The organism is Streptomyces sp. NPDC058052 (genome assembly GCF_042885515.1).
In the GTDB taxonomy this organism is placed as follows: Bacteria; Actinomycetota; Actinomycetes; order Streptomycetales; family Streptomycetaceae; genus Streptomyces.
The window spans coordinates 45,500-66,418 of sequence record NZ_JBHVRX010000033.1; the positions used below are offsets into that span (position 1 = coordinate 45,500).

Here is a 20,919-nt window from a genome sequence, read left to right on the forward strand (position 1 = left end):
ATGTTTGATCCACAACCAAAGTGGTTTATCCACAGGTCAGTTGACGATTCTGTGGACAACTCCCCTGAAGAATCAAATGGTTTATTGAACTGTGGGGGAATTGACGGCATTTACCGTCAATGAGTCCAATGTCCTCTTGTTCACCTCGCGTTCGGCAGCCGCCGTCACGAAGGCCGCGACGCTCTCCACGCCAACGAGCGCCTGGACGGCCCTGATCGTCCCGGCCGGTATCTGCACGGGACGCGGCTCGTCGTCCCGCAGGAGCGGGGCGTCGGGCGAGAGGTGGATCTGGAGATGACGGGTCGCCAGGATCCGCATGGCCCTGGCCAGTTCGGCGTCCACCGTCTGCTGGGCGAGCGGCCGCAGCCGCCGCACCATCGTCGCCGCCTCGGCCGCGTCGGAGTCCGTCGGCGGCCGGTGCTCCAGATAGCGCGCGAAGACGTGCTCCGTGGTGAACTCCAGGAAACGGCCCGCGATGTGCTCGACCTGCTCCCGAAGTTCCCTCAGGTGCCCGGTGATCGCCGACAGGGGAACCCCCGCCGCGTGCAACTCCACCGCCACCGCCAGCTCTTGGGGGCTCGGGACCAGGTACTCCTCGCCGTCGCGGCCGGGGATCCGTTCGAGGACACCGAGCTCGACCGCCTCCCGGACCGCCTCCTCGTCGGGGGTGCCGCCGAAGCGGGCGTCCAGCTCCGCGCGGGTGATCCGGGCCGCCTCCTCGTCCGTCCACGGCCCCTGGACCTCCGCGACCAGCCCGAGCACCCCGCCCAGCCCCCGGCCGGTGTCCCACGCGTCGAGCAGCTCCTTGATCGAGGCCAGCGTGTAGCCCCGGTCCAGCAGGTCCGCGATCTGGCGCAGCCGGGCCAGATGGCTGTCCCCGTACACGTTGGACCTTCCCCGCCGCTCCGGGCGGGGCAACAGGCCGCGGTCCTGGTAGGCGCGGATGGTCCGCACCGTGGCCCCGCTGTGATGGGCGAGATCCTCGATCCGGTACTCCGGTCGCACTGCTGACTGCTCGGACAAACCCGCTCCCACCGACCGATCGCTGCACCCCGCGCGGGGCCCGTTCTGCGAGGGATCGTACGACCGCCCGCCCGCCCCGTCCCCCGGGCGGACGGTCCGCCCCCGCGCCCGCCCCGCCCGGGAGGACGCCCCCGGTCCCCCTGGCCCCCGGCCCCGCTACGCCGGCGGCTGCCAGCGGGCGAGGGCGCGCAGGGCCCCCGGGGCCAGCCGGGAGAGGGCGTGGGCGCCCCGCGCCTCCGGGGTGACCGGCACGACCGCCCGGTCGTGCAGCACCGCCCCGAGGATCGCGTCCGCGACCTTCTCCGGCGGGTAGTTGCGCAGTCCGTACAGCCGGGACGCCTTCCGCTGCCGCCGCTTCTCCTCCGCCGCGTCCGTGACCCCGGCGAAGCGGGCGGTCGCCGTGATGTTGGTGTTCACGATGCCGGGGCAGATCGTGCTCACCCCGATGGACTGCCCGGCCAGTTCGGCCCGGAGGCACTCGCTCAGCATCAGCACCGCCGCCTTCGAGGTGCTGTACGCGGGCAGCGCCCGCGAGGGCTGGAAGGCCGCCGCCGAGGCGGTGTTGACGATGTGACCGCCCTGACCGCGGGCCGCCATCTGCGCCCCGAACACCCGGCAACCGTGGATCACGCCCCACAGGTTGACGTCCAGGACCCGCTTCCACTCCTCGCTGGTGGTCTCGAAGAAGGAGCCGGTCAGGCCGATGCCCGCGTTGTTGACGAGGACGTCGACGATCCCGTACTCGGCGGCGACCTTGGCCGCCAGCTTCTCCATCGCCTGCTCGTCGGCGACGTCCACCGTCTCGCCCCAGGCGTCCGGGGCGCCGATCAGGCGGGCCATCTCCGCGGTGCGGGCCGCGCCCTCGGCGTCCCGGTCCACCGCGACGACCCGGGCCCCGGCCTCCGCGAAGGCGAAGGCGGTGGCCCGCCCGATGCCGCTGGCCGCACCGGTGACCAGCACCAGCTGTCCGCCGAAGCGCTCCGCGTACTCCGGCCGCACCCCGCTCTTCGCCGTCGTCTCCGCCACCGGGCGGGGGGCCCGCGTCTCCGGCTCCTCGTGGGCGCGGACGAAGTCCGTGATCCACGCGGCCAGCTGGTCGGGGCGGGTGCGCGGCACCCAGTGCTTCGCCGGCAGGGTGCGCCGGGTCAGCTCCGGCACCCAGGTCCCCAGGTCGTCGTAGAGCCGCTCGGAGAGGAAGGCGTCCCCGGTCGGGGTGATCAGCTGCACGGGCGCGTGCGCGAAGGCGTCGGGGCGGGGCCGGGAGAGACGGGCCCGGACGTTGTCCCGGTAGAGCCAGGCGCCGTTGGCCGCGTCGCCGGGCAGCGACGGCGTCGGGTACTCGCCCGCCGGTATCTTCTCCACCCGCTCCAGCAGCTTCGGCCAGCGCTTGCCGAGCGGGCCGCGCCAGGCCAGCTCCGGCAGGACCGGGGTGTGCAGCATGTACACGTACCAGGACTTGGCGCCCTGGCCGAGGAGCTGTCCGACCCGCCGGGGGGTGGGGCGGGTCATCCGGCTCTTGATCCAGTGCCCGAAGTGGTCGAGCGACGGACCGGACATGGAGGTGAAGGAGGCGATCCGGCCCTCGGTGCGCGGCACGGTCACGAACTCCCACGACTGCACCGAACCCCAGTCGTGCCCGACGAGGTGGACCGGCCGGTCCGGGCTGACCGCGTCGGCGACGGCCAGGAAGTCGTCGGTCAGCTTCTCCAGGGTGAATCCGCCCCGCAGCGGTGCCGGCGCCGTCGAGCGGCCGTGGCCCCGCACGTCGTACAGCACGACGTGGAACTCCTCGGCGAGCCGCACCGCGACCTCGGACCAGACCTCCTTCGAGTCCGGGTAGCCGTGCACGAGCAGTACCGTCGGCCGGTCGGCGTCGCCGAGCTCGGCGACGCACAGCTCGATCCCGCCCGTCCGGACCCGGCGCTCCCGCGCCGCCTTGAGTCCCGCGCCCGCCATCAGACCGCTCCTTCGTTCCACCGCCGCACGTGCGGCAGGTCGTCGTCCAGCCAGAACGCGCTCTGCTCGGGGTCCCGGGAGTCGGTGACGACCAGGATCTCCTCGAACTTCGCGCCCGTCCCCCGGAATCCGAGGTGCGGCTCGACCGCCCAGAGCCCCGGAGTGGGCGGGTGGTCGGAGAACTTGTACGGGGACCAGAGCGGCGACCAGCCGTCCCGGTGTCCGTGCACGGCGTCGCTCACCAGGCCCTTGAGGGACTGGGCCCCGAAGCCGAACAGGGTGGGCGCGAACCGCCGCTCCTTCACCCGGTCGATCTTGTGGGCGATCACGCCGAAGGGATAGGCCCGGTGCCGGTTGGCGTACCCCTGGCGGACCATGAGCCGGTTCACGTCCTCGTATATCTCGCGCAGGCTGCGCCGCTCGCGCACCTCGCGCAGGATCAGCTCGCGGTGGTCGCGCAGATCGGCGAGCAGCCGGTCGTGCAGCGGGTTGAGCCCGAGGCAGCCGCTGTAGCCGATGTCCGCCGTGTACCCCTGGTACACGGGCGCCATGTCGAGGATGAAGGGCATCCCCGCCTCCAGGCGCCGGTCGGTGGGGAAGAACTGGAGCGGGATCTTGAAGTCGACGAAGGCGGTGCGGTCGCCGAACCAGGCGAAGGGCCGGTGGAACCAGTCCTTCACCCCGCGCTCGTACAGCCACTCGCGCTGCATCCGCGCCGCCTCGCGCTCGGTCACGCCCGGCTTGAGCTGGGCCGCGACCGCTTCCGCGCAGGCGTAGGAGAGCCGCTGTACTTCCCTGAACCCCCGCAGGTCCGCGGTCAGTTCGCTTGCCACTGCTGAGGTCATGCCACCCGCCCGTCCGGTGTGAGCGTCCGGTCGCCCTACGCGTCCGTAACTTGACACCGATGAATGTGACAATGCCCGGAGGCTACGTCAAGGGGTGTGCACGACCGCCTGTGGAAAACTCCCGCTCCGGAACCCCGGACGACTTTCGTCGCGACCTTCCCTCAGGGTTCGTACTCCCTAAGTCGGAGAGCGATCGATCCGTAGGGCTGACGACCCCTGTGGCATTCGCCACTACCTTCGAACCGTGACTGTGATCGCCACCGAAAGCCTCAGCAAGCGGTTCCCCCGGGTGACCGCTCTCGACCGGCTCTCCCTGGACATCGGGCCCGGTGTGACCGGACTGGTGGGTGCCAACGGAGCCGGCAAGTCCACGATGATCAAGATCCTCCTCGGACTCTCCCCCGCCACGGAGGGCCGCGCGGAGGTCCTGGGCCTCGACGTCTCGAAGCACGGCTCCGAGATCCGCGAGCGCGTCGGGTACATGCCCGAGCACGACTGCCTCCCGCCGGACGTCTCGGCCACCGAGTTCGTCGTCCACATGGCGCGGATGTCCGGCCTGCCGCCGACCGCCGCCCGCGAGCGGACCGCCGACACCCTGCGTCACGTCGGCCTGTACGAGGAGCGCTACCGCCCCATCGGCGGCTACTCGACCGGCATGAAGCAGCGGGTGAAGCTGGCCCAGGCCCTGGTCCACGACCCCAGGCTGGTCCTCCTCGACGAGCCGACCAACGGCCTCGACCCGGTCGGCCGGGACGAGATGCTCGGCCTCATCCGCCGCGTCTGGACCGACTTCGGCATCTCCGTGCTCGTCACCTCCCACCTCCTCGGCGAGCTGGAGCGGACCTGCGACCACGTCGTCGTCATCGACGGCGGCAAGCTGCTGCGGTCCAGCTCCACCAGCGACTTCACCCGCACCACCACGACCCTCGCGGTCGAGGTCACCGACTCGGACGCCCACCCGGACGGCACCGGCGCGCTCCGCGCCGCCCTCGCCGCCGCCGGCGTCACCCTCCACGAAGGCGTCGAGGAGGGCCTGCCCGGCGCCGGTCACATCCTGCTCCTGGAGGCCGCGGGCGAGGAGACGTACGACCTGGTGCGCGACACCGTCGCCGGCCTCGGCCTCGGCCTGGTCCGCATGGAGCAGCGCCGCCACCACATCGCCGAGGTCTTCCGCCCCGAGACCGCCGCGCAGCACGAGGAGGTCAAGGCCCGATGAGCACTCCCGCCCCCGAGGCCGCCCCCGACACCACCCGGATCCACAACATCGGATACCGGTCCTACGACGGCCCCCGGCTCGGCCGCTCCTACGCCCGCCGCTCGCTCTTCTCGCAGTCCCTGCGGGGGGCGTACGGTCTGGGCCGCAGCGCCAAGTCGAAGGTGCTGCCGATGCTGCTCTTCGCCGTGATGTGCGTGCCGGCGCTGATCATCGTCGCGATCGCGGTGTACACCAAGGCCGACAAGCTCTTCGTGGAGTACACCCAGTACGCGGTGCTCCTCCAGCTCGTCATCGCCGTCTACCTGGCCTCCCAGGCGCCCCAGTCGGTCTCCCGCGACCTGAGGTTCCGGACGGTGCCGCTGTACTTCTCCCGCCCCATCGAGCGGGTCGACTACGTGCTCGCCAAGTTCGGGGCGATGGCCTCGGCGCTCTTCGTCCTCACCGCCACCCCGCTGCTGATCCTGTGGATCGGCTCGATGCTGGCCAAGATGGACTTCGCCGAGCAGGCCAAGCTGTTCGGCCAGGGCCTCGTCTCCGTCGCGGTCCTCTCGGTGCTCTTCGGAGGCATCGGCCTGGTCATGGCCGCGCTCACCCCGCGCCGTGGCTTCGGCGTCGCCGCCGTGATCGCCGTCCTCACCATCTCCTACGGCGCGGTCTCCACCCTCCAGGGCATCTCCTACGCCACGGAGAACACCGACGCCATCGCCTGGCTCGGCCTCTTCTCCCCCCTCACCCTCGTCATCGGCCTGCAGAACGCCTTCCTCGGCGCCCCCGCCTCCTTCCCCGGCGAGGTGCCGGTCGGGGCCGGAACCGGCGTCGTCTACCTGCTGGTCGTCCTCGGCCTCATCGCGGGCTGCTACGGCATCCTGATGCGCCGCTACCGAAAGGTCGGACTGTGAGCACCTTGCACATCGACCACGTCTCGCGCTGGTTCGGCAACGTCGTCGCCGTCAACGACGTCACGATGTCGATCGGCCCCGGCGTGACCGGCCTCCTCGGCCCCAACGGCGCCGGCAAGTCCACCCTCATCAACATGATGGGCGGCTTCCTCGACCCCTCCACGGGCAGCGTGACCCTCGACGGCGAACCCGTCTGGCGCAACGAGTCGGTCTACCGCTCCATCGGCGTCGTCCCCGAGCGCGAGGCGATGTACGACTTCCTCACCGGCCGTGAGTTCGTCGTGGCCAACGCGGAGCTCCAGGGCCTCGGCGCCGCGGAGGCCCAGCGGGCCCTCGCGACCGTGGAGATGGAGTACGCGCAGGACCGGAAGATCGCCACGTACAGCAAGGGCATGAGGCAGCGCGTGAAGATGGCCTCGGCCCTCGTCCACGAGCCGTCCGTGCTCCTGCTCGACGAGCCGTTCAACGGCATGGACCCGCGCCAGCGCATGCAGCTCATGGAGCTGCTGCGCCGGATGGGCGCCGAGGGCCGCACGGTGCTGTTCTCCTCGCACATCCTGGAGGAGGTCGAGCAGCTCGCCTCCCACATCGAGGTGATCGTCGCCGGCCGGCACGCCGCCTCCGGCGACTTCCGCCGGATCCGCCGCCTGATGACCGACCGGCCGCACCGCTACATGGTCCGTTCCAGCGACGACCGGGCACTGGCCGCCGCGCTGATCGCCGACCCGTCGACGGCCGGCATCGAGGTCGACGCGGTGGAGGGCGGACTGCGGATCCAGGCCGTGGACTTCGGACGGTTCACCGAACTGCTGCCGAAGGTCGCGCGCGAGCGGGGCATCCGGCTGCTGACGGTCTCGCCGTCCGACGAGTCCCTCGAATCCGTCTTCTCGTATCTCGTCGCGGCCTGAAAGGAGCACGACCCCGATGTACGACCCCACGGTCGCCCGGCTCACCTACCGGGCCCTCCTCGGCCGCCGCCGGGCGGCGATCCTCTTCCTCCTGCCCGGGCTGCTCCTGCTCATCGCCACGGCCGTCCGCGTCATCAACGGCGCGGACGACCAGGTCGCGGCCGACCTCCTCGGCGGCTTCGCGCTCGCCACGATGGTGCCGCTGATCGGTGTCATCGCCGGCACGGGCGCGATCGGCCCGGAGATCGACGACGGCTCCATCGTCTACCTGCTCTCCAAGCCGGTGAAGCGGACGACGATCATCACCACCAAGCTGATCGTGGCCATCGCCGTGACCATGGCCTTCTCGGCCGTGCCCACGCTGATCGCCGGCTTCATCCTGAACGGGAACGGACAGCAGGTCGCCGTGGCCTACATGGTCGCCGCGCTCGTCGCCTCCATCGCCTACAGCGCGCTCTTCCTGCTGCTCGGCACGGTCAGCCGGCACGCCGTGGTGATCGGCCTCGTCTACGCCCTGGTCTGGGAGGCCCTGTTCGGCTCCCTGATCGCCGGCGCCCGCACCCTCAGCGTGCAGCAGTGGGCGCTCGCCCTCGCCGAGAAGGTCACCGGCGAGGGGCTGATCACCTCGGACGTGGCGCTGCCGACGGCGTCGGTGCTCCTGGTCGTCGTCACCCTCGGCGCCACCTGGTTCGCCGGCCACAAGCTGCGCACGCTGACGCTGGCCGGCGAGGAGTAGAACCGGTCCGGACGAAGCGTCAGACGGTACGGTCGCGGGCGGCGAGCAGGCCGACGCCCGCGGCCGCCGCGCAGACGGCGAGCACCAGCGAGATCGGCAGCGTCCAGGAACCGGTCGCCTGGTGCAGGGCCCCGGCCGCGAGCGGACCCGCGGCGGCCATCAGATAGCCCACCGTCTGGGACATCCCCGAGAGCCGGGCGGCCGTCGGGGCGTCCTTGGTCCGCAGCACGATCAGGGTCAGGGCGAGCCCCAGGGCCCCGCCCTGGCCGACGCCGAGGACCGCCGACCAGAGCCAGGCGCCCTCCGCCGGGGCGACGAGCAGCCCCGCGTAGCCGGCCGCGACCATCGTCGTCACCAGCACCACCAGCGGCCGCTGGCCGCGCATCCGGCCCGCGAGCAGCGGCACCGCGAAGGCCCCGGCGATCTGGATCAGGTTGTTGAAGGCGAAGACCACACCGGCCTCGGAGCGGCTCATCCCGTGGTCGGTGAAGATCGTCGGCATCCAGGCGATCAGCACGTACGACCACAGCGACTGCAGGCCCATGAAGAGGGTCACCTGCCAGGCGAGGGGCGAGCGCCACACCCGCACCGGAGCGGCGCCGGCGGCCGGTACGGCCCGTACCTCGTGGCCGGTACGGCCCCGGGCGATCAGCACCTGCGGCAGCCAGGCCGCCGCCGCCACGACGGCGAGCAGCGACCAGAAGCCGAGGGAGCCCTGCCAGCCGCCGCCGAGCGCCTCCTCCAGCGGCACGGCCGCCGCCGCGGCGACCGTCGCGCCGGCGACCATCGCGCCCGTGTAGACGGAGGTCATGGCGGCGGCCCGGTCCGGGAAGTCCCGCTTGATCAGACCCGGCATCAGCACGTTGAGCAGGGCGATGGCGGTGCCGACGAGGACGCCGCCGCCGTACAGCGCGGCCACCGACGGCAGCAGCCGCACCAGGATGCCGGCGGCGAGCAGCAGGAGCGCGGCGAGGACGGTCCGCTCGGCGCCGAAGCGGCGCCCCAGCCAGGGCGCGACCAGCGCGCCGAGGCCCAGGAAGAGCACCGGGATCGAGGTGATGAGCGACCCGGCGGTCGAGGAGAGCCCGAAGCTCCCGGCCATCTCACCGACCAGCGGGGCCACGCTCGCGAGCGCGACCCGCATGTTGAGCGAGGCCAGCACGATCCCGGCGAGCAGCAGCACCGGATGGGCGAGCAGCGCCCGCCGCGCGGCCGCGCCCGCGGACGAGGGCCGTACGTCGGCCTCGGCGTCGACCAGCACGCGCGCGGGGCCCGTTTCCGTCCCCCTCACGCGCGTGCCCCGTTCTCCGGGCCGGCGGCCGTCTCCCGTGCCCCGTTCTCCGGGCCGGCGGCCGTCTCCTCCATGAGCGCCGCCACCGTCTCGGCCGGGATCCGCAGCAGCTCGCGCGCCTGGCGCTCGGCCGCGTCCGCGTCGCCCGACTCGACGGCGGCGACCAGCGCCTCGTGGGCGTCGATGTCGACCGGCGGCATCGCGCGGTCGCCGAGCGCCTCGACCAGGACCTCGTGGACCTGGGTGGAGAAGAAGCGGTAGACCTCGATGAAGGCCGCGTTGTGGGTGGCGGCGACCACCGCGAGGTGGAAGGCGAGGTCCGCGTCGGCGTCCCGGTCGCCCTCCTCGCGCAGGGTGGTCAGGGCGGCCCGCAGCCGCAGCAGGTCGTGGGTGTCCCGCCGCTCCGCCGCGAGCCGGGCCGCCTCCGCCTCCAGGGCGGTCCGCAGCTCCAGGACGTCACGGGCGCCCGCGTGCCGGACCCCGCGCAGGACGGCGGCCGGGTCGGCGGTGGAGCGGACGAAGGTGCCGTTGCCCTGCCGGGACTCCAGGAGCCCGGAGTGGACCAGGACCCGGACGGCCTCGCGGACGGTGTTGCGGCCGACGCCGAGCTGCTGGGCCAGCTCGTGCTCGGTCGGGATGCGGTCACCGACGGACCACTCGCCCTCGGCGAGCTGGGCCCGCAGCTGCTCCACCGCGGAGTCCACCAGCGAGGTGCGCCCCGCCGCTCTCAGTGCCGCCATCCGCTTCGTCCCTCCATAACACCTGATTCACCCGGTTGCCCAGTCATCCTACAAGTAATCCACAGGAGTGCTCACGGTCACCGGGGCACCGCCCGGCGACCGGACTACTGTGGGCTCGTACGTGCACCGAACACCCTCATCACCTTCGGGAGTCAGTCATGTCAGACCGCTTCGACGTCGTCGTACTCGGAGCTGGCCCCGGCGGCTACGTCGCCGCCATCCGCGCCGCCCAGCTGGGCAAGCGGGTCGCGGTCGTCGAGGAGAAGTACTGGGGCGGTGTCTGCCTGAACGTCGGCTGCATCCCCACCAAGGCGCTGCTCCGCAACGCCGAACTGGCGCACATCTTCAACCACGAGGCCAAGACCTTCGGCATCAAGGTCGACGGCACGGTGACCTTCGACTACGGCGACGCCTACCGCCGCAGCCGCACGGTCGCGGACGGCCGCGTCAAGGGCGTCCACTTCCTGATGAAGAAGAACGGCATCACGGAGTTCGACGGCCGGGGCACCTTCCTCGACGCGAACACCCTCCAGGTGGCGAAGGCCGACGGCACGACGCAGACGATCACCTTCGACAACTGCATCATCGCCACCGGCGCCACCCCGCGCCTGCTGCCCGGCACCGCCCTCAGCGACCGCGTCGTCTCGTACGAGCAGCAGATCCTCGCCGAGGACGCCCCGAAGTCGATCGTCATCGCCGGCGCCGGCGCCATCGGCATCGAGTTCGCGTACGTGCTGAACAACTACGGCACCAAGGTCACCATCGTCGAGTTCCTCGACCGGATGGCCCCGCTGGAGGACGAGGAGGTCTCGAAGGAGCTGGCGAAGCAGTACCGCAAGCTCGGCATCGACGTCCTCACCTCGACCCGCGTCGAGGCCATCGACGAGTCCGGCCCGCAGGTCCGCGTCACCGTCACCGGCAAGGACGGCGCGAGCAAGGTGCTGGAGGCCGACAAGGTCCTCCAGGCCATCGGCTTCGCCCCGAACGTCTCCGGCTACGGCCTGGAGAACACCGGCGTCGCCCTCACCGAGCGCGGTGCCATCGACGTCGACGGCCGCTGCCGCACCTCCGTGCCGAACATCTACGCCATCGGTGACGTCACCGCCAAGCTGATGCTCGCGCACACCGCCGAGGCCATGGGCGTCATCGCCGCCGAGACCATCGCGGACGCCGAGACCATGGAGCTCGACTACGTCATGATCCCGCGCGCCACCTACTGCCAGCCGCAGATCGCCAGCTTCGGCTACACCGAGGCGCAGGCCCGCGAGAAGGGCTACGACGTCAAGGTCGCCAAGTTCCCCTTCATGGCGAACGGCAAGGCGCACGGCCTCGGCGACTCCACCGGCTTCGTCAAGATCGTCGCCGACGCGAAGTACGGCGAGATCATCGGCGCCCACCTGATCGGCCCCGACGTCACCGAGCTGCTGCCCGAGCTGACCCTGGCGCAGCAGTGGGACCTCACCGTCCACGAGGTCGCGCGGAACGTCCACGCCCACCCGACGCTGGGCGAGGCCGTCAAGGAGGCCGTCCACGGCATCGCCGGCCACATGATCAACTTCTGAGACCCGGTCGTTCCCCGAGGCCCCGCCCGGCCTCACGGGTCTTCCACGGCTTCAGGTGATAGGCACTGAGAAGTGCCGAGCGAAACCTTCCCGGGTGGCGAACCGTCCCGACCGATCAGGTCGTGGGCGCGTTCGTCACCCGGCACGCATCTCTGGCTCGCGGTCATCGCGGTCACCAGCCTCACCCTCGCGCTGTCCCCGGCCGGTCTGGACGCGTACTTCCTCCACCGGAACAGCAGCAACCTCCACCAGCTCGCCCACCACCCGGTCCGCGCGCTGCTCGGCAGCGCGTTCTGGATCCAGAACCCGGCGGACCTGCTGCTGTACGCGGTGCTCCTCGAGGTCCTGCACGCCCCCGTGGAGCGCTGGCTGGGCACGGCCAAGTGGCTGTTCACCGTCGCCACCGCGCACATCGTCGCGACCCTCGTCAGCCAGCAGGTCGTCCTCCTGGCGATCCGCGACCACCACGTGCCGCGGAGCATGGCGCACGTCGTCGACATCGGCGTCAGCTACGGCCTCGCCGCCTCGGCCGGAATCCTGGCCTACCGGATCGCCCGGCCCTGGCGCCTGCCCTACCTGGCAGGCGTGGTGGCCTTCTTCCTTGTCCCGCTGCTCACGAACCGTACGTACACCGACCTCGGGCACGCCCTGTCGCTGGCGGTCGGCCTGGCCTGCTACCCGCTCACCCGGCATCCCGCGCACGGAAAACCGTTCGCACCCGAACGGGGGCCCGGAGCACACTAGTTGTGCGGGGGACACGGGGGATCCCCCGGTGGCGGCCGCTTCGAGCGCGCGGACCCATGGTCCGCGCGGGCCGCGACCGACGAAGGCCCGCTCCCAGGGGGAGCGGGCCTTCGCACGGAATCTCCCGGACGGGTCAGCCCGCCAGCAGGCGCTCCAGGACGACCGCGATGCCGTCCTCCTCGTTGGAGGCGGTCACCTCGTCCGCGACCGCCCGCAGTTCCGCGTGCGCGTTGCCCATCGCGACCCCGCGCGCGGCCCAGCCGAACATCGGGATGTCGTTGGGCATGTCGCCGAAGGCGATCGTGTCCGCCGCCTTCATCCCGAGCCGGCGCGCCGCCAGTGAGAGGCCGGTGGCCTTGCTCAGACCGAGCGGCAGGATCTCCACGATCCCCGGGCCCGCCATCACCACGTCGACCAGCCCGCCGACGGTGGCGCGCGCGACGGACGTCAGCTCGTCGTCGGTCATCACCGGGTGCTGGACGTAGAGCTTGGTGAGCGGCGCCGCCCACAGCTCGGCCGGGTCCTCGTACGGCACGTACGGCAGCGGGCCCTCCTGCGCCCGGTAGCCGGGGCCCATCAGGACCTCGCCCTCCAGGCCGTCGCGGCTCGCGGCCAGCGCCAGCGGGCCGACCTCCGCCTCGATCTTGGAGAGGGCGAGCCCGGCGAGCTGCCGGTCCAGGGTCAGCGAGGTCAGCAGCCGGTGCTCGCCGGCGTGGTAGACCTGCGCGCCCTGGCCGCACACCGCGATCCCCTCGTAGCCGAGGTCGTCGAGGATGTGCCGGGTCCAGGGCACGGCCCGGCCGGTCACGACGATGTGCGCGGCGCCCGCCGCCGTCACCGCGGCGAGTGCCTCCCGGGTGCGGGCCGAGACGGACTCGTCGGCCCGCAGCAGCGTGCCGTCGAGGTCCGTCGCGACCAGGCGGTAGGGGAAGGCGCTCACTTGGCGATCGGCTCCAGGACCTCGCGCCCGCCCAGGTACGGCCGGAGGACCTCCGGGACGCGCACCGAACCGTCGGCGAGCTGGTGGTTCTCCAGGATGGCGACGATGGTGCGCGGAACCGCGCACAGCGTGCCGTTCAGCGTGGCGAGCGGCTGGACGGTCTTCTTGCCGCCCTGCTCCTCGCGCATGCGGACCGAGAGGCGGCGGGCCTGGAAGCCGTCGCAGTTGGAGGCCGAGGTCAGCTCGCGGTACTTGCCCTGGGTGGGGATCCACGCCTCGCAGTCGAACTTGCGGGAGGCCGAGGAGCCGAGGTCGCCGGTGGCGACGTCGATCACCTGGAAGGGAAGCTCCAGGGAGGTGAGCCACTGCTTCTCCCAGTCCAGGAGCCGCTTGTGCTCGTTCTCCGCGTCCTCGGGCGCGACGTACGAGAACATCTCGACCTTGTCGAACTGGTGGACGCGGAAGATGCCGCGGGTGTCCTTGCCGTACGTGCCGGCCTCGCGGCGGAAGCAGGGCGAGAAGCCCGCGTACCGCAGCGGCAGCTTGTCGGCGTCGATGATCTCGTCCATGTGGTACGCGGCGAGCGGGACCTCGGAGGTGCCGACCAGGTAGTAGTCGTCCTTCTCCAGGTGGTACACGTTCTCCGCGGCCTGGCCGAGGAAGCCGGTGCCCTCCATGGCGCGCGGGCGGACCAGCGCGGGGGTGAGCATCGGGATGAAGCCGGCCTCGGTGGCCTGCGCGATGGCCGCGTTGACCAGGGCGAGCTCCAGGAGGGCGCCGACGCCGGTCAGGTAGTAGAAGCGCGAGCCGGAGACCTTGGCGCCCCGCTCGACGTCGATGGCGCCGAGCGCCTCGCCCAGCTCCAGGTGGTCCTTGGGCTCGAAGCCCTCGGCCGCGAAGTCGCGGATGGTGCCGTGCGTCTCCAGGACGACGAAGTCCTCCTCGCCGCCGACCGGCACGTCCTGGTGGACGATGTTGCCGAGCCGGAGGAGGAGCGCACGGGCCGTCTCGTCGGCCTCGTTCTGCTCGGCCTCGGCGGCCTTGACGTCGGTCTTGAGCTGCTCGGCCCGCTGGAGGAGCTCGGCGCGCTCCTCCGGGGTGGCCTTGGGGATCAGCTTTCCGAGCGACTTCTGCTCGGAACGGAGCTCGTCGAAGCGGACGCCGGACGACCTGCGCCGCTCATCGGCGGAGAGCAGGGCGTCGACGAGGCCGACGTCCTCTCCACGGGCGCGCTGGGAGGCGCGAACACGGTCGGGGTCCTCACGGAGCAGGCGAAGGTCAATCACCCCACCAGGCTACCGGTGTGCGCTCGCGCGACCCCACCGGATATGCGGGCGCGTGCGGGTATGCCCGAATTGAGGTTCTTGTTGGGGTCCTGGGAATTCCACGGAATCGAGTTATCCACAGGGTGTGCGGAAGTTCTGTGGATTCCGGGCTCCCCGCCTCCGAATTGCGTGATCAAACCCCATTCGCGCACTCATTTCGAGGGGAATCCCTCGCTCCGGAGGGTGAGTGTCGCGGGGTCGCTCTGACGCGGGGCCCTGTGGGCCCTGTGGATGGAGGGCATGCGCGCGAGGAGTGACGGGGGTGATTTGTCGACCTTGTCGGCGGCGGGTGTCGACTTGTCCCCAGCTTCCGCCGAGGACCTGTGGATAACCGTGGGGAGAAACTGAAAAGTATGCAGGTAGGACTATTGATGCCTGCCTGTGGACGACCGGACGCACGAGGTGCGCCGGTCGGTCAGTATCGCGGTCAGGCCCTGCCGTCCTGGGCCCTCGCCAGCCAGTCGGAGGCAGCCGTGAACTCTTCGTCCGAGGTCCCCCGCCGCAGCGGCCTGACGTCCGCACGGGACGCGCCCGCCCGCGGATACGAGCCGAGGAAGCGCACCTGCGGACAGATCCGCTTCAGACCCATCAGCGCCTCGCCGACCCGGCGGTCCGAAACATGGCCCTCGGCGTCCACGGCGAAGCAGTAGTTGCCGATCCCCGCCCCCGTCGGCCGGGACTGGATCAGCATCAGGTTCACCCCCCGCACCGCGAACTCCTGGAGGAGTTCCAGAAGGGCACCCGGATGATCGTCACCCAGCCACAGCACCACCGAGGTCTTGTCCGCGCCGGTCGGCGCCGCCGGCCGGGCCGGCCGGCCCACCAGCACGAACCGCGTCTCCGCGTTCTCCGCGTCGTGGATCTCCTTGACCAGTGCCTCCAGGCCGTACGTGGCCGCCGCGAACTCGCCGGCGAAGGCCGCGTCGAAGCGCCCCTCCTGGACCAGCCGGGCCCCGTCCGCGTTCGAAGCGGCCGATTCCCACACCGCCTCCGGCAGATGCTTGCGCAGCCAGTTGCGCACCTGCGGCTGGGCCACCGGGTGGCCCGTCACCGTCTTGACGTCCGACAGCGAGGTCCCGGGGCGCACGAGCAGGGCGAAGGCGATCGGCAGCAGCACCTCGCGGTAGATCATCAGCGGCTCGCCCGAGGCCAGCTCGTCGAGGGTCGCCGTCACGCCGCCCTCCACCGAGTTCTCGATCGGCACGAGCGCGGCGGCCGCCTCCCCGTTCCGTACGGCGTCGAGCGCGGCCGGGACGGAGACCATGGGGACGAGCTCCCGCGTGGCCGCCTCGGGCAGGCTCCGCAGCGCGGCCTCCGTGAAGGTGCCTTCGGGGCCGAGGTAGGTGTACCGGGTGGCGGACATACCGTCACCCTAATGCGCCCCGGCGCCCGGGCCCGTCCCGTCTCAGCCCTCAAACAGGCGGCGGCCCGGGCCCCGGCCCCGCGGCGGCCCTCAGCCCTCCAGCAGCCGCCGGCCGACGTACTCGCCCTCGTCGGCCCCGCCCGGCACCGCGAAGAGCCCGCTCGACTCGTGCCGGATGAACGGGGACAGCGCGTCGCCCCGGTCGAGCTTGCGCTGCACCGGCACGAAGCCGCGCAGCGGATCGGCCTGCCAGCAGACGAAGAGGAGCCCCGCGTCCGGGGTGCCGTCCGCGCCGATCCCGTCGTGGAAGGAGAAGGGCCGGCGCAGCATCGCCGCACCGCCGTTCTGTTCGGGGGCGGAGATCCGGGCGTGGGCGTTGTCGGCGACGGCGAGCTTCCCGTCCGGACCCCTCTTGTTCAGGTCCAGCGGGGTGGTCTCCGAGCCGCCCGACAGCGGCGCCCCGTCCGCCTTGCGGCGGCCGATGACCCGCTCCTGGGCATCCCGCGGCAGCCCCTCCCAGTCGTCCAGGAGCATCCGGATCCGGCGCACGACCGCGTACGAGCCGCCCGCCATCCAGTCCTGGGCGCCGGTCGCTCCGGCGGGGACGAAGATCCGCCGGTCGAAGTCGGAGTCGGCGGGCTTCGGGTTGTTGGTCCCGTCGACCTGGCCCATCAGGTTCCGGGCCGTCATCGGCCGGGCGGTCGCCCCGGCCGAACGGTTGAAGCCGTTCATCTGCCAGCGCACCCGGGCCGCGTCCCCGGCGTCCTTCTGGAGCGCGCGCAGCGCGTGGAAGGCGACCAGGGCGTCGTCCGCCCCGATCTGCACCCACAGATCGCCCTCCGAGCGCTTCGGGTCGACCGCGTCGGAGGAGAAGGCGGGCAGCGGGTCGAGCTGCGTCGGGCGGCGGGCGGTCAGCCCGGTCCGGTCGAAGAAGGTCCGCCCGAAGCCGAAGGTGACGGTGAGGGAGGACGGGCCCGCGTCCAGCGCGATCCCGGTGTCCCCCGACGGGGCCTCCCCGGCCATCAGCGTCCGCGCCGTCGCCGACCAGCGGCGCAGCAGCGCGGCGGCCTCCTTGCGGCCGGCGCCCGGCGCGAGGTCGAAGGCGACGAGATGGCCGCGCGACTGGAGCGGGGTGGTGATGCCGGGCTGATGTTTCCCGTGAAACATCACCTCGGTGGCCCCGACCGAGGTGAGGGCCCGGGAGCCGCCGGCCCCGGGAGCGGAGCCGTCCTCGGAGACGGCCGCCGCGATCCCGGCACCGCCGGCGGCGCCGATCACGAGGCCGGCCGCACCCGCCGCGCCGACGGTGCCGAGCAGCCGGCGCCGGGAGATGTCGAGGTGGCCGCCGTCGGACGCGGAGGCGGAGGCGTTGTCGGGCGCGGGGCCGGTCACGGGGTTGCTCACGGGCATTCAGCCGATCTTGACGTTCTTCTCGATGGTGGTCTGGTCGATCTCGGAGGTACGGACCGTCACCTGGATCCGCCATTCGCCGGGCAGCGGGAGCTGCACGCCGCTCGCGCTCCAGTGACCGGTCTGGATCCGGTCAGGGGCGACGGGCAGCGGGCCGACGCCCTTCTCCTCCAGGGTGAGGTTCACCTTGATCTCGGGGACGTCCAGCGGCTTGCCGTTGGGGCGCTCCACGAAGAGGTGCAGGGCGTTGGCGCCGGTGCGGCCGGGGTCGAGGCTGAGCCGGACGACGCCCTTGCCGTCCACGCCGCCGGTGTCGAAGGGGAGCCGGATGTCCACCGGACGGTCGGGCACCGCGGCCGAGCCGGCCGTCGTCCCGCCGGTGCGGCCGGCCTCCTCCTCGGTGCGGCCGGGCTCGGTGGAGGTGAGGACGGTGGTCACGGCGAGCAGGACGACGGCCACGGCGGCCTCGGTCAGCACCGAGCGGCGCAGCCCGGTCCGCTCGGGGTCCGCGTCACGCGCCTTCTTCCTCCGCGCGGTGGCCACGGCGGCGCGCTGCCGGGCGAGCTGAGCTGCCCGCTCGGCGTCCGGCGCCTGCTCCGGCGCCTCCTCGGGGGCCTGCTCCTCAGGCTCCTCTTCGCCGGAGTCCGGGTCCGTCTCCGTGTCGGCTTCCGGGGTGGGAGCCGTGTCCGGCGCGTCCCCCGGTCCGGCGGTCCGTTCCGCGAGGCGCTGGGTCCAGCGGCGGGATATCCAGGCGATGCCGACGAGCACGCCCATCAGGCCGATCTTGACCAGGAGCAGCTGCCCGTACCGGGTGCCGGTGAGGGCGGACCAGGAGCCGACCTGGCGCCAGGACTGATAGAGGCCGGTGGCCACCAGGACGGCGACCGAGACGAAGGCGACGCGGGAGAAGCGCTCGACCGCCGCGCGCTCCACCGAGGGCGCCCGGTAGAGGGCGACCAGCAGGGTGGTGAGCCCGCCGAGCCAGGCGGCGACCGCGAGCAGGTGCAGGACGTCGACGGGCATGGCGACGCCCGGCTGGATGCCGGTGGAGGCGTGCTCGGCCAGCGCCCAGGTGCCGGCGATGCCCGCGGCGACCACGGTGCCGCCGAGGCCCAGGCCGAAGGCGAGGTCCTTGCGCTCCTTCGGGTCGGTGCGCCGGGCGTACGCGCCGAAGAGGACGGCGACGAAGAGCGCGGCCGCCCCGAGCAGGAGCAGCCGGGAGGAGAGCGCGGCCCCGGTCTTGGTCTGGAGCACGGCCTGGAGCCCGGCCAGGTCGAAGACGTCGGCGAGCTTGCCGGAACCGGTGTACGGGCCGCGCAGCAGCAGCATGACCAGGGTGGCGCCGGTGAGGGTGAGCCAGCCCCGTACGACGGTCTGCTGCACGGGCCGGACGCCCGCCCCGCGCGGCCAGCACAGCAGCACGAAGGCGCCGCCGCCGACGAGGACGGCGAAGCCCGCGTACGACAGATAGCGCGCGATCCCGTAGAGGGCGCCGACGATCCCCCCGCCCGCCGCCTGCGCGGGCAGGGCGACCGAGGTGGCGGAGGGGGCGCCGATGGAGAAGGTGAAGGCCCCGGCGATGGGGTGGCTGTCGGCGGAGACGGTCTGCCAGGCGACGGTGTAGGTGCCGTCCGGCAGACCGGCCCGCAGGGCCACGCCGTACTTGACGACGGCGCCGCTGCACAGGTCGATGATCTCGCCTGTGTCGGCGCGCCGGCCCGAGGGGTCGAGGACCCGGATCGAGTCGGGACTCATCGCGACCTGTTCCGAGAAGGTGAGGCCGACCTCCTCGGGGGCGGTGGCGACCACCGCCCCGTCCTTCGGGTCGCTCCCGGTCAGGGCCGCGTGCGCGGAGGCGGGGGCGGCGCCGGCGAGGAGCACGCCCAGGAGCGCGGCCGCGAGAACGAGCAGCCGGGCCAGGGCGGTGCCGAGGCGCGGGGCGGTGGGTGTCGTCACTGTGTCACTCCGTCAACGAGCTCAGTGCTGCTGCGGGTTGTGGTTGGCGGCCTCGACCGGGACCTCGACCGTGATCGGGTCGGCCTTCTCGAAGTGCAGCTCGACGCTGACCTTCTCGCCCTGCTTCGGCTGCGACTTCAGTTCCATGAACATGAGGTGGTTGCCGCCCCGGGCCAGCTTCAGCTCCCCGTTGGCGGGGATGTCGAAGGCCGTCACCGCCTGCATCTTCTGGTTCTTCGTCTCGTGCATGGTGACGTCGTCCGAGAGCGGGCTGGTGACCGAGGTCAGCTTGTCGGCGGTGTCCCCGGTGTTCTCGATGGTGAGGAACCCGCCGGCCATGTCCATCACGGGCTGGGGCATGTAGGCGCCGCTGACCTTCAGCTGGGGCTTCCCGCCGTCGGACGAGCACCCGGTGAGCGCGAGGGCGGCGGCGAGGGCCACGGCGGCGGACAGGGCGGTGGTGCGGCGGGTCACGGGTTCTCCCCCTTGATGATCTTCGGCAGGTCCTTGGCGTAGTCGTCGACGGTGGTGTCCTCCCCGTACAGGACGTAGCCCTGGTCGGTGGTGGGGGAGAACGCGACGACCTGGGCGCCGTGCATGGAGACGACGGTGCCGTCCTTCTCCTTCTTCGGCGGGTCGATGCCGATGCCGATCGAGCGGGCGCCCGCCTGGATCTTGGAGAAGTCGCCGGTGAGACCGGTGAAGGTCGCGTCGCCGGCCGCGGGCAGCCACTTGGCCAGCGAGGCCGCGGTGTCCCGCTCCGGGTCGGTGGTGACGAAGACGACCTGGAGCTTCTCCTGGTCGGCCTTGGGGAGCTGCTTCTTGGCGATGGCGATGTTGCTCATCGTCAGCGGGCACACGTCGGGGCAGTGGGTGTAGCCGAAGTAGATGAGCGTCGGCTTGCCCTTGGTGCGCTCGCGCAGGTCGTACGTCTCGCCCTTGGTGTCGGTGAGGACGAGGTCGGGCTTGGTGAACGGGCGGTCGAGGACGGTGGCCGCCTGGGCCTTCTCCGTGGTGCCCTCGAGCTGCACGACGCCGGACGAGGTGTCCTTGGTGTCGTCGCCGCCGAGGCCGACCGCGGCGGTGATGCCGAGGGCGGCGACGATCGCGACGGCGGCGACGATCAGCGGGGTGCGCCGCCCGGGGCGGCCGGTGGTGCCGTCCCCGTCGCGCTGCGACGGGGACGTCTTCTCAGTGGACATGCGATGACTGTCTTTCGGAGTGCTGGGCGTGCTGGGCGGGTGCCGTCAGGCCGAGCGACGGCGTCCGGCGAGGACACCGAAGGCGATGCCGGCGGCGCCGACGAGGATGCCGACGACGCCGAGGACGCGGGCCGTGGTGTCGGTGGAGGAGGCCGAGGCGGTCTCCTTGCCGGAGTGGTCGCCGGCCTTCTCCTCGTGGCCGGCCTTCGCGTCGGCGGAGGCGGAGGGCGCGGCGGAGGTGGCGGCGCCGCCGCCGTGGTGGTCCTCGCCGGCGGCCGAGAGCTTCAGGACGGGGGCCGGGTTCTGCGGCTCCTCGGAGCCCTTCTGCTCCTCGATCCAGCGCACGACCTCGTCGTTGTCGTAGGTCTGGATCGCCTTGAGGACGAGCTGGTCGGTGTCCTCCGGCAGCTGGCCGAGGGAGAGCGGGAACTGCTGGAACTGGCCGGGGCCGATCTTCGAGCCGTCCGCGGTCCAGGTGACCTTGGAGACGGCCTCGTTGATCTGCTTGCCGTGCAGGGTCAGCGGCTTGTCCAGCTTGGCCTTGGTGACCACGGCCTTCCAGCCCGGCACCGGCTGCGGCATGACGGAGGCGAGCGGGTGGTCGAGCGGGAAGTTGACCTCCAGCTTCACGGTGGAGGCGTTGTCGCGCTCGTTCGGGACCTTGATGTTCACGGTCGCGTAGCCGCCCTGGGCGGCCTCGCCCTGGGGCTGCACGCTGACGTGCGCGAAGGCCGTGCCCGAGAGCAGGACGACGGAGGCGGCGGCGGTGCCGGCGGCGAGGGCGACGCGGGACAGGTTCATGG

At 72.0% G+C, this 20,919-nt stretch carries 19 protein-coding genes; 6 read left to right on the forward strand and 13 right to left on the reverse strand.

The features are described from left to right. Positions 1-81: 81 nt before the first annotated feature. The 3 genes from ACFVU3_RS32675 to ACFVU3_RS32685 all read right to left on the reverse strand — a co-directional run bounded on the left by ACFVU3_RS32675 (position 82) and on the right by ACFVU3_RS32685 (position 3,824). Positions 82-1,005: a MerR family transcriptional regulator gene (locus tag ACFVU3_RS32675; RefSeq protein ID WP_390071979.1), complete on the reverse strand. Its 924-nt coding sequence runs from the start codon at positions 1,003-1,005 to the stop codon at positions 82-84. Positions 1,006-1,179: 174 nt separating this feature from the next. Continuing rightward, positions 1,180-2,979 carry an SDR family oxidoreductase gene (locus ACFVU3_RS32680; RefSeq protein ID WP_390071981.1) on the reverse strand — a complete coding sequence of 600 codons (1,800 nt, stop codon included), beginning with the start codon at positions 2,977-2,979 and terminating at the stop codon, positions 1,180-1,182. Continuing rightward, a complete protein-coding gene (locus ACFVU3_RS32685; protein ID WP_390071983.1) occupies positions 2,979-3,824 on the reverse strand; it encodes a M24 family metallopeptidase in 846 nt (281 codons plus the stop codon). Before ACFVU3_RS32685 ends, ACFVU3_RS32680 begins: the two co-directional genes overlap by 1 nt. A 250-nt stretch (positions 3,825-4,074) precedes the next feature. Here ACFVU3_RS32685 and ACFVU3_RS32690 point away from each other — a divergent pair, with 250 nt between their 5' ends. Genes ACFVU3_RS32690 through ACFVU3_RS32705 form a run of 4 tightly spaced genes read left to right on the forward strand, consistent with a single transcriptional unit; the run spans position 4,075 to position 7,583 of the window. Beyond that, on the forward strand, positions 4,075-5,040 hold the full coding sequence (locus ACFVU3_RS32690) for an ABC transporter ATP-binding protein (RefSeq protein ID WP_390072045.1): 966 nt from the start codon (positions 4,075-4,077) through the stop codon (positions 5,038-5,040). Next, a complete protein-coding gene (locus tag ACFVU3_RS32695) occupies positions 5,037-5,939 on the forward strand; it encodes an ABC transporter permease (protein ID WP_390071985.1) in 903 nt (300 codons plus the stop codon). The genes ACFVU3_RS32690 and ACFVU3_RS32695 overlap by 4 nt, the downstream gene beginning before the upstream one ends. Then, positions 5,936-6,847, forward strand: a complete 912-nt coding sequence (locus ACFVU3_RS32700; RefSeq protein WP_390071986.1) for an ABC transporter ATP-binding protein — start codon at positions 5,936-5,938, stop codon at positions 6,845-6,847. The genes ACFVU3_RS32695 and ACFVU3_RS32700 overlap by 4 nt, the downstream gene beginning before the upstream one ends. A gap of 16 nt (positions 6,848-6,863) precedes the next feature. After that, positions 6,864-7,583, forward strand: a complete 720-nt coding sequence (locus ACFVU3_RS32705; RefSeq protein WP_390071988.1) for an ABC transporter permease — start codon at positions 6,864-6,866, stop codon at positions 7,581-7,583. A 19-nt stretch (positions 7,584-7,602) separates the two neighbouring features. Here the strand turns inward: ACFVU3_RS32705 and ACFVU3_RS32710 are convergent, their stop codons facing one another. Both ACFVU3_RS32710 and ACFVU3_RS32715 read right to left on the reverse strand, forming a co-directional pair. Further along, positions 7,603-8,874: a CynX/NimT family MFS transporter gene (locus ACFVU3_RS32710; RefSeq protein WP_390071990.1), complete on the reverse strand. Its 1,272-nt coding sequence runs from the start codon at positions 8,872-8,874 to the stop codon at positions 7,603-7,605. Next, entirely contained in the window at positions 8,871-9,614 is a 744-nt protein-coding gene (locus ACFVU3_RS32715) for a FadR/GntR family transcriptional regulator (protein ID WP_390071991.1), read from the reverse strand. Before ACFVU3_RS32715 ends, ACFVU3_RS32710 begins: the two co-directional genes overlap by 4 nt. Before the next feature lie 158 nt (positions 9,615-9,772). Here ACFVU3_RS32715 and lpdA point away from each other — a divergent pair, with 158 nt between their 5' ends. Together lpdA and ACFVU3_RS32725 are read left to right on the forward strand one after the other, a co-directional pair. Further along, positions 9,773-11,176: a dihydrolipoyl dehydrogenase gene (gene lpdA, locus ACFVU3_RS32720; protein WP_390071993.1), complete on the forward strand. Its 1,404-nt coding sequence runs from the start codon at positions 9,773-9,775 to the stop codon at positions 11,174-11,176. Between the two features lie 72 nt (positions 11,177-11,248). After that, entirely contained in the window at positions 11,249-11,920 is a 672-nt protein-coding gene (locus ACFVU3_RS32725; RefSeq protein ID WP_390071995.1) for a rhomboid-like protein, read from the forward strand. A gap of 133 nt (positions 11,921-12,053) precedes the next feature. Here the strand turns inward: ACFVU3_RS32725 and ACFVU3_RS32730 are convergent, their stop codons facing one another. The 8 genes from ACFVU3_RS32730 to ACFVU3_RS32765 all read right to left on the reverse strand — a co-directional run bounded on the left by ACFVU3_RS32730 (position 12,054) and on the right by ACFVU3_RS32765 (position 20,917). Next, positions 12,054-12,860: an HAD family hydrolase gene (locus tag ACFVU3_RS32730; RefSeq protein ID WP_390071996.1), complete on the reverse strand. Its 807-nt coding sequence runs from the start codon at positions 12,858-12,860 to the stop codon at positions 12,054-12,056. Continuing rightward, complete coding sequence (gene serS / locus ACFVU3_RS32735) at positions 12,857-14,146, reverse strand: serine--tRNA ligase (RefSeq protein ID WP_390071998.1); 1,290 nt, start codon at positions 14,144-14,146, stop codon at positions 12,857-12,859. Before serS ends, ACFVU3_RS32730 begins: the two co-directional genes overlap by 4 nt. A gap of 466 nt (positions 14,147-14,612) precedes the next feature. Then, the gene (gene pheA / locus ACFVU3_RS32740) at positions 14,613-15,548 is read right to left on the reverse strand and encodes a prephenate dehydratase (RefSeq protein ID WP_376597886.1); all 936 of its coding nucleotides are present in this window, start codon (positions 15,546-15,548) and stop codon (positions 14,613-14,615) included. Positions 15,549-15,638: 90 nt separating this feature from the next. Continuing rightward, on the reverse strand, positions 15,639-16,958 hold the full coding sequence (efeB, locus tag ACFVU3_RS32745; RefSeq protein WP_390072000.1) for an iron uptake transporter deferrochelatase/peroxidase subunit: 1,320 nt from the start codon (positions 16,956-16,958) through the stop codon (positions 15,639-15,641). Next, the gene (locus ACFVU3_RS32750) at positions 16,959-18,914 is read right to left on the reverse strand and encodes a copper resistance CopC/CopD family protein (RefSeq protein ID WP_390072002.1); all 1,956 of its coding nucleotides are present in this window, start codon (positions 18,912-18,914) and stop codon (positions 16,959-16,961) included. It lies immediately after the preceding gene. Between the two features lie 21 nt (positions 18,915-18,935). Continuing rightward, positions 18,936-19,388, reverse strand: a complete 453-nt coding sequence (locus ACFVU3_RS32755; protein WP_390072004.1) for a copper chaperone PCu(A)C — start codon at positions 19,386-19,388, stop codon at positions 18,936-18,938. Continuing rightward, a complete protein-coding gene (locus ACFVU3_RS32760; protein ID WP_390072006.1) occupies positions 19,385-20,116 on the reverse strand; it encodes an SCO family protein in 732 nt (243 codons plus the stop codon). Before ACFVU3_RS32760 ends, ACFVU3_RS32755 begins: the two co-directional genes overlap by 4 nt. Positions 20,117-20,161: 45 nt before the next feature. Next, positions 20,162-20,917, reverse strand: a complete 756-nt coding sequence (locus ACFVU3_RS32765; protein ID WP_390072008.1) for a YcnI family protein — start codon at positions 20,915-20,917, stop codon at positions 20,162-20,164. Positions 20,918-20,919: the final 2 nt, after the last annotated feature.

What these genes read in the sequence shown, in the direction of transcription:
- efeB (WP_390072000.1), bottom strand. Translation starts at nt 16,958, where the DNA reads ATGCCCGTGAGCAACCCCGTGACCGGCCCCGCGCCCGACAACGCCTCC.
- ACFVU3_RS32685 (WP_390071983.1), bottom strand. Translation starts at nt 3,824, where the DNA reads ATGACCTCAGCAGTGGCAAGCGAACTGACCGCGGACCTGCGGGGGTTC.
- ACFVU3_RS32680 (WP_390071981.1), bottom strand. Translation starts at nt 2,979, where the DNA reads ATGGCGGGCGCGGGACTCAAGGCGGCGCGGGAGCGCCGGGTCCGGACG.
- pheA (WP_376597886.1), bottom strand. Translation starts at nt 15,548, where the DNA reads ATGTCCGCCACCCGGTACACCTACCTCGGCCCCGAAGGCACCTTCACG.
- ACFVU3_RS32705 (WP_390071988.1), top strand. Translation starts at nt 6,864, where the DNA reads ATGTACGACCCCACGGTCGCCCGGCTCACCTACCGGGCCCTCCTCGGC.
- ACFVU3_RS32715 (WP_390071991.1), bottom strand. Translation starts at nt 9,614, where the DNA reads ATGGCGGCACTGAGAGCGGCGGGGCGCACCTCGCTGGTGGACTCCGCG.
- ACFVU3_RS32760 (WP_390072006.1), bottom strand. Translation starts at nt 20,116, where the DNA reads ATGTCCACTGAGAAGACGTCCCCGTCGCAGCGCGACGGGGACGGCACC.
- ACFVU3_RS32695 (WP_390071985.1), top strand. Translation starts at nt 5,037, where the DNA reads ATGAGCACTCCCGCCCCCGAGGCCGCCCCCGACACCACCCGGATCCAC.
- ACFVU3_RS32765 (WP_390072008.1), bottom strand. Translation starts at nt 20,917, where the DNA reads ATGAACCTGTCCCGCGTCGCCCTCGCCGCCGGCACCGCCGCCGCCTCC.
- lpdA (WP_390071993.1), top strand. Translation starts at nt 9,773, where the DNA reads ATGTCAGACCGCTTCGACGTCGTCGTACTCGGAGCTGGCCCCGGCGGC.